Origin of the sequence: Ligilactobacillus sp., assembly GCF_036846325.1 — a bacterium.
GTDB lineage: Bacteria > Bacillota > Bacilli > Lactobacillales > Lactobacillaceae > Ligilactobacillus.
Genome location: NZ_DAIUCE010000060.1, coordinates 1 through 12,552 on the forward strand (window position 1 = coordinate 1; position 12,552 = coordinate 12,552).

General features: G+C 43.7%; 10 protein-coding genes. 2 read left to right on the forward strand and 8 right to left on the reverse strand.

What is annotated here, in order from left to right:
- Nucleotides 1-123: 123 nt before the first annotated feature.
- The 7 genes from V7Z60_RS06675 to rpsL form a co-directional block, all read right to left on the reverse strand.
- Nucleotides 124-849 carry a hypothetical protein gene (locus V7Z60_RS06675; protein ID WP_334117066.1) on the reverse strand — a complete coding sequence of 242 codons (726 nt, stop codon included), beginning with the start codon at nucleotides 847-849 and terminating at the stop codon, nucleotides 124-126.
- A gap of 2 nt (nucleotides 850-851) precedes the next feature.
- On the reverse strand, nucleotides 852-2,021 hold the full coding sequence (locus tag V7Z60_RS06680) for an ATP-grasp domain-containing protein (protein WP_334117067.1): 1,170 nt from the start codon (nucleotides 2,019-2,021) through the stop codon (nucleotides 852-854).
- Nucleotides 2,018-3,112, reverse strand: a complete 1,095-nt coding sequence (locus tag V7Z60_RS06685; protein WP_334117068.1) for an ATP-grasp domain-containing protein — start codon at nucleotides 3,110-3,112, stop codon at nucleotides 2,018-2,020. Before V7Z60_RS06685 ends, V7Z60_RS06680 begins: the two co-directional genes overlap by 4 nt.
- 172 nt (nucleotides 3,113-3,284) lie before the next feature.
- Nucleotides 3,285-4,457: an MFS transporter gene (locus V7Z60_RS06690; RefSeq protein WP_334117069.1), complete on the reverse strand. Its 1,173-nt coding sequence runs from the start codon at nucleotides 4,455-4,457 to the stop codon at nucleotides 3,285-3,287.
- A gap of 253 nt (nucleotides 4,458-4,710) precedes the next feature.
- Nucleotides 4,711-6,801 (reverse strand): elongation factor G, encoded by a 2,091-nt coding sequence (gene fusA, locus V7Z60_RS06695; RefSeq protein ID WP_035172214.1) that lies wholly within the window; start codon nucleotides 6,799-6,801, stop codon nucleotides 4,711-4,713.
- 97 nt (nucleotides 6,802-6,898) lie between these two features.
- A complete protein-coding gene (rpsG, locus tag V7Z60_RS06700) occupies nucleotides 6,899-7,369 on the reverse strand; it encodes a 30S ribosomal protein S7 (protein WP_003692838.1) in 471 nt (156 codons plus the stop codon).
- Nucleotides 7,370-7,424: 55 nt separating this feature from the next.
- A complete protein-coding gene (gene rpsL, locus V7Z60_RS06705) occupies nucleotides 7,425-7,841 on the reverse strand; it encodes a 30S ribosomal protein S12 (protein WP_003692835.1) in 417 nt (138 codons plus the stop codon).
- A gap of 90 nt (nucleotides 7,842-7,931) precedes the next feature.
- Here rpsL and V7Z60_RS06710 point away from each other — a divergent pair, with 90 nt between their 5' ends.
- Nucleotides 7,932-8,828, forward strand: a complete 897-nt coding sequence (locus tag V7Z60_RS06710) for a prepilin peptidase (protein WP_334117070.1) — start codon at nucleotides 7,932-7,934, stop codon at nucleotides 8,826-8,828.
- A gap of 33 nt (nucleotides 8,829-8,861) precedes the next feature.
- Nucleotides 8,862-9,773 carry a ribonucleoside hydrolase RihC gene (rihC, locus tag V7Z60_RS06715; protein ID WP_334117071.1) on the forward strand — a complete coding sequence of 304 codons (912 nt, stop codon included), beginning with the start codon at nucleotides 8,862-8,864 and terminating at the stop codon, nucleotides 9,771-9,773.
- Between the two features lie 67 nt (nucleotides 9,774-9,840).
- On the opposite strand, the gene rpoC is transcribed toward rihC, so the two are convergent.
- On the reverse strand, nucleotides 9,841-12,552 hold a 2,712-nt coding region (gene rpoC / locus V7Z60_RS06720; protein WP_334117072.1), incomplete at its 5' end, for a DNA-directed RNA polymerase subunit beta'.

Here is a 12,552-nt window from a genome sequence, read left to right on the forward strand (position 1 = left end):
TTTTACAATTTATGCACTAATTATAATATCCGATTTAAAATGAATCAAGAAAAAAGAAGCGCTGAGTGCTTCAAAAGAGGCGATTCATCCCCCACTTAGAGAAGTGGGGGCATTCTCGCCCCTTTAGGGTAAATGATCAATCGCATTCAGATTGCCTAAGACAAAGTTAAACGTCCTTTTGTCATCAATAATCTTTATGAAAAATTCATCTCTGCATTTTTCATAAATCTTCAAATCATAAAGAAAATCACCATCATCCATGATCATTTTGATTCTTTCAGGATAAATCACGCTGTCAAGCTGAAAGTTTTTCTTTTGATAATTGACCAAAACGAAGTTCGCAACGGTAACCACGCCGCCCTTATAAGCATAAATCACCTTGATATAGTAATGAATCCCGTCAAAAGGAAGCTTGCAGACAAGTCTGTTTTTATCAATGACGATCGTTTTTTCTTCAGGTATCTGATTGTCGCCAAATAATGCGACCACGCTTGCGTCATCCGGAATAATATAGTAGACGTCAGTTTCATTAAGTCCTAATTCGTCAATCAAAAAAACATTTACGCAATTTTTCAATTCACCCAAGCTGTCGGAAAACGAAAAATCATGGATGCTGACCAGCTTCTGCAAAGGCGTCGACAAGGGATTGACCAAATTCTGCGGAAAAACGTTGCGAAAACAATCCTGAATCTTAAATCCTTTAAAGCGCTTTTCTTCAAGATAGTTATCTTCCAAATCTTCAAATGGAGAAAATGTAAACAAGTGATTATCGTTTCTTATCAAAGGACTGGGGGCCAATTCAACGTACCCTTGATTGATGCACCACTTTTCAAACGATTCGTTAAACAAATCTATGCCTCCTCAATCATTTTGCCAATTTTTTCTGATGTTCGATAGATGCTTTCAATGTCGTCTTCTGCAAACATGATCAAACACAACAGGTCAGAATTCCCCGTTGCGCCTTTCTTTGATGAGCTTCCGTACTGGATGCACTTGAATCTTGCTCCAAGCAGTTTTCCCATGTTTTCGGGAATTGCCGTATGGTTGGCATATATTCCGACAACTGCTGCGGCTTGCTTTGGCTGCGGGATTTGCTTCATTTTCAAATATTGTTTTCCGTTTTTCAACTCCCAGTAGGTTTTGCGATAGTCCTGGCCAAAAGCCAGTTCCACTATTTCCGGAATATGCCATCCACCAAAGCGCGCCCCGACTTCACAAAACGTCAGCACATCCGTGACGGAATTATAGAACCATTCCATATGAAACGCAATCGTTCCCTTACCGTTGGTCAATATTTTTAAAACTTCTGCAGTATCTTCTTTCAATCTTGATATTAATGAAGGATTTTTCCAATAATTCTCATTCGTGTGGATTATCGTGTATCTTTCAATATCGCAATTTGAAACCTTGTTCGAATATTGATTGGAGAAGAATTGAATCAATTCGTCCTGATAAAAAACGCCGTCACAAGTAAACATTACATCATAATCAACCGCTTCTTCCAAAATAAGCTCGTCATCCGCCGCAAGATTTGCCCTTGTCCGTTCAAACTCAAACTGATTCTCATAAAAATCGACCCCAAGCGACGCCTCTGCTCTTCTCGGCTTGATTACGCCCTTTTCCGGAACTTTTTCAGCTGAAATTTCCGGTGTCATCGCAACAAAATCAGGTTGCTCGATTTTTCCTTGAAGCACGGAACGCATATAATATTTGTCCTTAAACAATGCCAAAGTCGGCTTGTTTTTTTCGCCAAAAAAATAATCATTGATTACATCGATCCATTCAATATCATTTTCCTTGAGCGTAAAAACTTCATCAAAATCCGAAAACCTTTCAACCAGATCTTGGACAATCCTGAAAACGTGTTTGAAATCTATGCTTTCTGCAATTTCGATCTTTTCTTTCAAAAAACCTAGTTTCAAGTACCTCTCAAAAGCATTGGCCGTCGTGATGACATATCCGTCAAATTCAGGATCAAACCCGATTGTAGTCGGTGAATATGGATAAACAAATATTTTCACTTTTTCTCTTCCTCTTCATAAGCACTGCTAAAATCAACCCATTCGTTGATTTTCCTTAATTCGCGCAAAATTCCATCAGTCGTTTTACCAAATACGGAGACGGCAGCAATCGCGTCAACGCTTGAATGTCCGTAATCGTATTTTTTGCCCGTACGTCCATAAATATAGTAATCGTATGCATTTTTTGAAGGCACGTCAAACAACGATTGCGGCGGAAGCTTTGTCAGCACCCCTTTTCCCGGTGCCGTCAAAACAAAACCGCAGCGTCTTTTCAAAAGTTTTTCATCAATTTCTTTCAATAATTCGTTTGAATAATCATAACCCATCATGTGTTCCAACAAAATCTTGTCAGGATCGATTCCTAAATTGTACACGAACTCTTGATTGATCCTTCCACCGCCGATTCTTGATCCGACCTCAAGAAAAGTTGCTTTTTTCCCATCATGAAATGCCTCCAAATGGACGATTGTGCTTTGGGGCGTTGGCATCGCACACAAAACGTCTGAAGTCAGTTTTTTCAAATCCAAGGCGATTTTTGATGTCTGCTCAATCTGAATGCTTGCAATCGATTTTTGATCCTGATAACAGAGTGGAGTATTGAAGTACTTTGAAACGACCGAATATTTAATTTCATTATCCAAAACCAATGCGTCAATGTGATAGACATCGCCTTCGACAAAGGTTTGCGCGATATAATTCGAAAGGTCGGCCTTACTGGTCAAATCACCCAAGTCATCAGTTTTTTTGATTACGAACGTAACTACCGATCCGGCTCCAAAACGCGGTTTTAAAACCACTGGAAATTTATCTTCCAGTTTCAAAACGTCCTCGATTCCTTCAACTTTAAACGTCTGCGGAACGTTTAGCGACAATTCGCTCGAACAAAGCGTTTCATACATCGTCCATTTATCGCGAAAAGCTTTTGCGCTTTTAACGCTCTGCCCATTGATTCCCAATTCTTCACGCAACCGAGCTGCAGGCAGAATCATCTCTTCCGTGTATGCGAAAACAACGTCAATCTTGTTTTCACGATTGATTTTAAGCACGTTCCAAATAACGTTGTCGTCAGCAAATGCTTCAATTGACTTCACTTGGCAAAATTCATCCTGCTTATTCAATTTCAGCATCTTATTCATGTTGTTTTCATATTTTGTTTGAGTCAGAATCGTAACCCGCTCGCTTTTGAGTCCGTCCAACCACCCACAAAGATTCATAACCCTTCTCTTAGCGGTGAAATTATTAAAACATGCATTGTATATCCCCCTACTCTATATTTTTTATGCTGATTCTTTTTTTCATTATGATCCAAAGAAGATTCATGCTTGATAGTCCAAGCGCGACAACTACCAATAACCACTTCCATGAAAAATCAAGCAGATGCCCAAACAAAAATGATGCGATCGGCAAAGCCAGATTGGCAATCAGATACGTCGTTGAAAACGTTTTGCCGATATATTTTTGCTCAACGTGCGTTTGGATCAAACTTTGAAGCGCAATATTATACCTTGTTATGATTGCGGCCAAAAAGAACATTGCCAAAATGAGCGCCGGAGATGAAATGGCAAACAACATCGCCATAAGCAACCCGCACGAAATGACCAAGCCGAGTCGTTCAACCCTTAGCGAAGTATCCAGCTTGATTTTCTTGATCGACAAAGCACCGATTATGCCTCCAACAGCCTGACATGAAATTGCAACACCGTAAACGGAAGCATTATGCAAGATTTTGGTCGTAAAATAAGGCAGCCAAACATTGATTCCCGACAGGAAAAAATTAAGAATGAAGCCTGACAAGGCCATAAACAACAACGGTCCGCTGTTTTTAATCAATTTTATGGTTCCGAGATACCCGTTCGAATTTCCGGCCGTTTTTACACCATCGGCTTTCCGCAAACCAACCATCAACAAGGCACACAAAACAAACGATAATCCGTTTAAAAGCAACGCGCCTTCCAAGCCGATAATCTTTTTTGCAAAAAGCCACGTTGCTGCTGGCGGAATCAAAACCGTACAAAGCTGAGATGCAAAAGTTATGCTTCGATTGAATGCAACTATTCGTGTCTTCTCAACGCTGATTGACGTGATGGTCTTAAAAAGCGGCGAACTGAGATAGCTGCCAATGTTCAAAAGAAATACCAGCAAATAGACCGTCAGTGGTTTGCCAATCAGCTGTTTCTGCTCTAAAAATGCAATGCCGCATACCAAAGAAGATGCTGCATTTATCATAATCAAAACCCGCAGCCTGAATGAGCTGTCCGCTAAGTATCCGCCAATAAATGAACAAATCGCTGCGGCAAGCGTCGTGAATGCCATTGTATTCCCCAATATTTTGGCTGAACCAAATATCTGGACGACCCACAAATCAATCACTGCATTAAAAAATAATGTCCCGGCCGTCGAAATTGTTTTCGACGACAGCAATGCTTTTTCCACCATATCACCTTCAAGAACAAAAAATTTCTTTAAATTAATAATGCTCTCACAATTATATCACTTTTTACTTATTTTACAATCGATAAATAATTTGTTTATTGAATAATATTTGCTAAAGATAATATCATACTGTATAAAGCGCCTAAAAAAACAATACGTTTTCTAAAATACGATTTACACAATGTCCTTAGATTTTCCCGCACAAAAAAACACGTCCCGCATTTCTGCGAAACGTGCTTTTTTAATTCACTAAGAATTAGGCGTTAGCACCATTCTTCTTGATGATTTCTTCTTGGATAGCCTTTGGAACTGGTTCGTAGTGATCCATCGTCATTGTGAACGTACCACGACCTTGTGTTGCGGAACGCAATGTTGTTGCGTAACCGAACATTTCTGCCAAAGGAACGAATGCATTAACAACTTGTGCATTGCCGCGTGCTTCCATACCTTCAACGCGACCGCGACGAGCCGTAACGTGGCCCATAACGTCACCCAAGTTATCTTCCGGAGCAACGATTTCAACCTTCATGATTGGTTCAAGGATTACGGCACCTGCCTTAGGAGCAGCGTTGCGCAATGCCAAGGATGCAGCAACCTTGAAAGCAGCTTCGGATGAATCGACTTCGTGGTAGCTACCATCATAGAGCTTAGCCTTAACGTCGATCAATGGGTAGCCTGCAAGGACACCATTTGCCATAGCTTCCTTCAAACCTTGTTCAACTGAAGGGATGTATTCACGAGGAACGACACCACCGACGATTGCGTTTTCGAATTCGAAGCCTGCGCCTTCTTCGTTTGGCGTAAATTCGATCCAAACGTCACCGTATTGACCTTTACCACCGGATTGGCGAACAAATTTACCTTGTGCGGAAACTTGTTGCGTAAATGTTTCACGGTAAGCAACTTGCGGTTCGCCGACCTTAGCTTCAACGTGGAATTCACGCTTCATACGGTCAACGATGATGTCCAAGTGCAATTCGCCCATGCCGGCGATCAATGTTTCGCCAGTTTCAGGGTTTGTTTCAGCCTTGAATGTCGGATCTTCTTCAGCAAGTTTTTGCAAGGCAACGTCCATCTTATCTTGGTCTGCCTTGGACTTAGGTTCAACGGAGACTTGGATAACAGGATCAGGGAATTCCATTGATTCAAGGATCAACGGATGCTTTGGATCCGTCAAAGAGTCACCTGTCGTCGTATCTTTCAAACCGATAGCAGCAGCGATGTCGCCTGAGAACACTTCTGGGATTTCCTTACGGTGGTTGGAGTGCATTTGAAGAAGACGACCAACGCGTTCACGCTTGCCCTTTGTAGCATTCAATACGTATGAACCAGCTTCCAAAGTACCTGTGTAAACACGGAAGAATGTCAAACGACCAACGAACGGATCAGTTGCGATCTTGAATGCCAAACCTGCAAACGGCTTGTCATCATCGGCAATCAATTCTTCTTCTTCATCCGTATCCGCGTTTGTAGCCTTGTATGGCTTAACGTCAAGAGGTGATGGGAGGTAGTCGTTGACACCGTCAAGCATCATTTGAACACCCTTGTTCTTGAAGGCAGAACCTGCAAATACAGGGTATACGTCCAAGCTGAGCGTTGCTTTACGGATAGCAGCCTTGATTTCTTCCTTGGAGATTTCTTCACCGCCAAGATATTTTTCCATGATTTCGTCATCAACGTCAGCCAATGCTTCGATCATCTGATCACGGCGTTCTTCAGCGTCTGCTCTGTATTCTTCAGGAATATCAACCGTATCCCACTTTGAACCCAATTCGTCTTCGTCATAAAGGTCAGCCTTCATTTCAACCAAGTCGATAACGCCTTCGAAGTTGTCTTCAGCACCGATTGGCATTTGGACAGGCAATGGGTTTGCCTGGAGACGATCCTTGATCGTGCTTACTGAGTAATCGAAGTTGGCACCGATCTTATCCATCTTGTTGACGAAAACGATACGTGGAACGCCGTATGTCGTAGCTTGACGCCAAACGTTTTCTGTTTGTGGTTCTACACCGGATTGAGCATCCAAAACAACTACGGCACCATCAAGAACACGGAGGGAACGTTCAACTTCGACAGTGAAGTCAACGTGTCCTGGGGTGTCGATGATGTTGATGCGGTGATCTTTCCATTGAGCCGTTGTAGCAGCTGATGTAATTGTAATACCACGTTCTTGTTCTTGTTCCATCCAGTCCATTTGTGAAGCGCCATCGTGTGTTTCACCGATTTTGTGGATCTTACCTGTGTAGTACAAGATACGTTCGGTTGTTGTCGTCTTACCAGCATCGATGTGGGCAACAATACCGATATTACGTGTTTTTTCCAAAGGGAATTCACGCTTGTTTGCCATTTGAGATTTCTCTCCTTCCAATATTGATTAATTAAGGTTTCTCTCAAAAAAATGACTATCATAAGATTTATATAAATCATATAATAGCCATTTCAAATTACCAACGATAATGTGCGAATGCGCGGTTGGCTTCAGCCATCTTATGCGTATCTTCGCGCTTCTTAACTGCTGCACCCGTATTGTTTGCAGCATCCATGATTTCGTTTGCCAAACGTTCTGGCATCGTGTGTTCGCCGCGCAAACGTGAATAGTTTACCAACCAGCGAAGACCCAATGTCGTACGACGGTCAGGGCGAACTTCAATTGGAACCTGGTAGTTGGAACCGCCGACACGACGTGCCTTGACTTCCAATACAGGCATGATGTTCTTCATTGCTTCTTCAAAGACATCCAATGGTTCATTACCTGTCTTTTCCTTAACAATATCAAATGCTTCGTATAAAATCTTTGATGCTGTCCCGCGCTTGCCGTCCAACATAAGACGGTTGATCAAACGTGTAACCAATTTTGAGTTGTAAATTGGATCTGGAAGCACTTCGCGTTTTGAAACGCCACCTTTTCTTGGCATTACAACGACCTCCTCAAATTCTCGTAGTTTTCGTTAAATTAAATTCAGTGATTGATTATTTCTTCTTAGGTCTCTTTGCACCGTACTTGGAGCGGCTTTGCATACGGCCATCAACACCGGCAGTATCAAGAGCACCACGAACGATGTGGTAACGAACACCAGGCAAATCCTTTACACGACCGCCACGAATCAAAACAACGCTGTGTTCTTGCAAGTTGTGGCCGATACCTGGGATATAAGCCGTAACTTCGATCAAGTTGGACAAACGAACACGAGCGTACTTACGCAAAGCTGAGTTAGGCTTCTTTGGTGTCATCGTACCAACACGAGTAGCAACCCCACGTTTTTGAGGAGCAGGATTGTTTGTTTGAACTTTCTTGTAACTATTGTACCCAAAGTTTAAAGCTGGGGAATTAGATTTTGAACCTTTAGATTGACGACCTTTACGGACCAATTGGTTAATTGTAGGCATCTAAAGCTTCCTCCTTCCTGATTTCAGATTGATTTTTTAAGTACACACATCCAGGAGTTTCTTTTTTGCTTTTAAAAAAAGAACGTCCCGATGTACGTCTTGCTTTGTGCTAACTTGCTCACAGCCAGCACGATCTCGATTCCTCGAGAGAACTGTTCACATAAAGCACCTTGTATAGAGTACCACGCTTTTATGGCCAGTGTCAAATCTATTTTCAATTTTTTTCTTCATAAAGCAAATTTTCTTAAGCATTTTGCGACTTTAGTTATCGAGGTGATAATTTTGCTGTTGATTTTTCTGATTGCTTTTTTTATCGGCGCATCCCTTGCGTCCTTTGCCGGCTGCGTCGCCTGGCGTTTTGCAAACAACGTTCCCCAAACGATTTCGCGTTCGTTTTGCGAAAATTGCAGACATGCGCTTTGCTTTTGGCAATTGATTCCCGTTGTCGGATACTTGCTTCAAGGCGGAAGGTGCGCATTTTGCAAGCATAAGATTCCTGGCCATGAGACGCTGATTGAAATTGTGTTCGGACTTTTTTGCGGAAAGATTTTTTTGCTTCATCCAGATTCCCCCAACCTGCTCACTCTGTTTCTTTCAGCCTGGCTGCTTTTTTTGGCCTGGACGGACGCCTTGAAGTTTTGCGTGCCGGCTGCTTCGCTTTATGGCGGCGGAGCGCTGCTTCTTTTATGCCATATCGATGCTCTTGCGCAAAGAAACGCCATCGATTGGTGTTTTTTCCTGTTGCTCTTTTGTTTGATGAGACTATTTGAACAAAAGCAAATGTTCGGAGCAGCAGATACTTTCGTCTGCTTGATTTTGAGCGTTCTTTTCGGCATTCAAAATTTTTGCTTTCTATTGTTTCTTTCGTGCTGTCTGATTATCCTTCATTATGCTTTTTTCCACCAAAAAATGCTGCCCTTCATCCCTTTTATCTTATGCTCGTACTTATTTTTCGGTTGTTTCTTCCCACAGGTAATTAATGTATAATAATTTTACCGATTAATCTTTGGAGGAATCATTATGACGTACAGAATTTTGATGGACTGCGATCCGGGAATCGATGATGCCTGTGCTCTTTCGTGCGCACTGACGGATCCGGAAATATCTTTGGAATTGATTACGACCGTTGCCGGAAACGTTGCTGTCGACAAAACGACCAAAAATGCGCTGCGCCTGGTCGAATTTTTCAGCAAAGACGTTCCTGTCGCTGCCGGAGCCAGGAAACCGCTGCTAAAACAACTTGAAGATGCTTCCGAGGTCCATGGCGAATCCGGTATCGACGGGTATGATTTTGGCGAGCCTTCGCTTAAACCATTGGCGGACGACGCCGTTTCAGTTTTGAAGGACAAGCTTTTACACAGCGACGTTCCGCTGACGATCATTGCGACCGGTTCCTTCACCAATCTCGGCCTTTTGCTTTCGCTTTACCCTGAAGTCAAGCCCAAGATCAAGGAGTTCATCCTGATGGGCGGATCTCTTTCAAAAGGAAACATGACAAGCGTTGCCGAGTTCAACGTTTTCACTGACCCGCGTGCGGCCAGAATCGTTTTTTCATCAGGAATCAAGACGACCATGATTGGGCTTGACTGCACGCTGTTCGGAAGAATTTCCGATGAAACAAAAGATAAGATCAAGCTCTTGGGCAAAGCCGGAAACATGCTTGCCTCAATCATCGAACGCGACATCGATCATGATGAAACGGGCACTGCCATCCATGATTTGCAAACCATTTTTTATTTGCTGCATCCTGAAAAATTCACGGCCGAAAAATTTTGGGTTGACGTTGTTTGTGAAGGACCCGCCATCGGCGCAACCGTTGCGGATATCAGAAAAGCATACCACGACAAGACAAACGTCAACGTTTGCCTTGATGTGGACACCGATGCATTCAACAAGTGGTTCCTGGAAGAAGTCGAAAAAAATATGCAGTAGCTTTTCGGCTCTGCATTTTATAATCAGATACAAAAAAACGACCGGAAAATTTCCAGTCGTTTTTCTTTTAATCTTCGCTGTTCAAATTGTTGGCTTTGGCAACGTCTTCCAAGGTAGAAACGCCGTCATCTTTGAGCGAATAAACGCCGCTTGCAACTTTAGCAGGAGCATCTTCTTCAGGAACGATGTCACGATATTTCTTCATGCCAGTACCGGCAGGAATAATCTTACCGATAATGACATTTTCCTTAAGACCAACCAACGGATCGTTCTTGCCGCGAATTGCAGCATCAGTCAGGACACGAGTCGTTTCCTGGAATGAAGCAGCAGACAAGAAGCTGTTCGTTTCCAGGGAAGCCTTCGTGATTCCAAGAAGAACGGGACGTGCCGTTGCCGGAATTCCACCATTAACAAGCGTTTCAACGTTGTTGTCCTTGAAATCGTTGAGATCAAGCAACGTACCAGGAAGCATGTTCGTGTTGCCCGGATCCATGATGCGAACTTTTCTGAGCATTTGACGAGCCATAACTTCGATGTGCTTATCAGAAATTTCAACACCTTGCATACGGTAAACCTTTTGAACTTCACGCAAAATGTAGTTTTCGGTTGAGAGAACGTCACGAACCTTGATCAATTCCTTCGGATCGATCGAACCGACCGTCAACGGATCGCCACGGTGCACGCTGTCGCCTTCAGCAACCTTAAGCACGGCCGTAAACGGAATGTTGTACGTGCGTTCATCCGTATCGCCCTTGACCGTAACGACCTTCGTGCGTTCTGCAGGATTTTCTTCAACGCTTTCGACAATCCCAGTAACTTCAGTAATCGTCGCACGACCCTTAGGATTACGTGCTTCAAAAATTTCCTGAACACGAGGAAGACCCTGTGTAATATCGTCACCGGCAACACCACCAGTGTGGAACGTACGCATCGTCAACTGAGTACCTGGTTCACCGATTGACTGAGCAGCCACTGTACCGACGGCTTCACCGACTTCAACTTCGTCACCGGTGGCCATGTTGCGGCCATAGCAGTGCTCGCAGACACCATGACGCGTGTTGCACGTGAAGGCCGAACGAATCGTAACCTGTTCCACGCCTGCATCAATAACCTTTTGTGCAAGCTCTTCATCCATCATCACGTTGGCAGGAACGATGACTTCGCCTGTCTTAGGATCCTTGACGGACTTCATTGTGTAACGACCAAGAATACGATCATAGAGCGGTTCGATCATTTCGTTTCCTTCACGAATTGCAGTTACGTCAAGACCGCGGTCCGTGCCGCAATCAGTTTCACGAATGATAACGTCCTGAGCAACGTCAACCAGACGACGTGTCAAGTAACCGGAATCGGCAGTCTTAAGAGCCGTATCGGTCATACCTTTACGAGCACCGTGGGTGGAAATGAACATTTCCATAACTGACAAGCCTTCACGGAAGTTGGCAATAACAGGAAGTTCCATTGTCTTACCGTTAGGAGCGGCCATCAAGCCACGCATGCCGGCAAGCTGAGTAAAGTTCGAGATGTTGCCACGGGCACCGGAATCACTCATCATCTGAATAGGGTTGGAAGGATCCATGTTTTCAACCAGTTTGGCTTGAATCTTATCCTTTGCTTCATTCCAGATAGCGATAACACGGTTGTAGCGTTCGTCTTCCGTAATAAGACCGCGACGGAACTGTTTTGCAACGTTGGCAACTTCCTTGTGGGCATTGTCGATGATTTCAGGCTTTTCCTTCAAGTCAGTAACATCGGCAATTCCGACAGTCAAGCCTGACTTCGTTGATTCGTAATAGCCCAGATCCTTCATTCTGTCCAAAAGTTCTGCAGTTGCCGTAACTTTGTAATCCTTGTAGACCTGCGCAATGATGTCTGACAAGAAGCCTGATTTGAACGGTCCGACAAGTTCATGGTTCTTCAAATATTCATGAATGTCTTCGCCGGGTTCGAGGAAGTACTTGTCGGGAGTGCCAACAGTCAGGTTTTCTTCAGAAGGTTCGTTCAAGTATGGAAAATCATCAGGAAGGATTTCATTGAAGATTGCCTTGCCGGCAGTCGTTACGAGAATACGGCCCTTTTGGAAATCCGTAAACGGCTTTCCTGCTTCTGCCAATGAAGATGTCTGCAGCCCGATACGCGTATGCAAGTGAACATAGTTGTTTTGGTATGCAGTTCTGACTTCGTTGACGTCCTTGAAAATCATGCCTTCGCCTTCACGATTTGCTTCTTCAATCGTAATGTAGTAATTACCGATTGTCATATCCTGAGATGGCGAAATAATCGGCTTACCATCTTTAGGAGCCAGAATATGGTGAGCAGCCAGCATCAGCAAACGTGCTTCAGCCTGAGCTTCATCTGACAACGGAACGTGGATTGCCATTTGGTCACCGTCAAAATCGGCGTTGTAAGCTTCGCAGGCAAGCGGATGAAGACGCATGGCCTTCCCGTCGACAAGCGTTGGTTCAAATGCCTGAATACCCAAACGGTGGAGCGTAGGGGCACGGTTCAACAGAACAGGATGTTCCTTGATGACGTCTTCCAAAACATCCCAGATGTCATCATCGCGACGGTCAATCTTGCGCTTGGCATTCTTGATGTTTGATGCCATTTCGCGTTTTACGAGTTCATGCATCATGAACGGCTTGAACAATTCAAGCGCCATTTCGTGAGGAATGCCCATCTGGTTAAGTTTCAGCTTAGGACCAACGTCGATAACAGAACGTCCTGAGTAATCGACACGCTTACCAAGAAGGTTTTGACGGAAACGCCCTTGTTTACC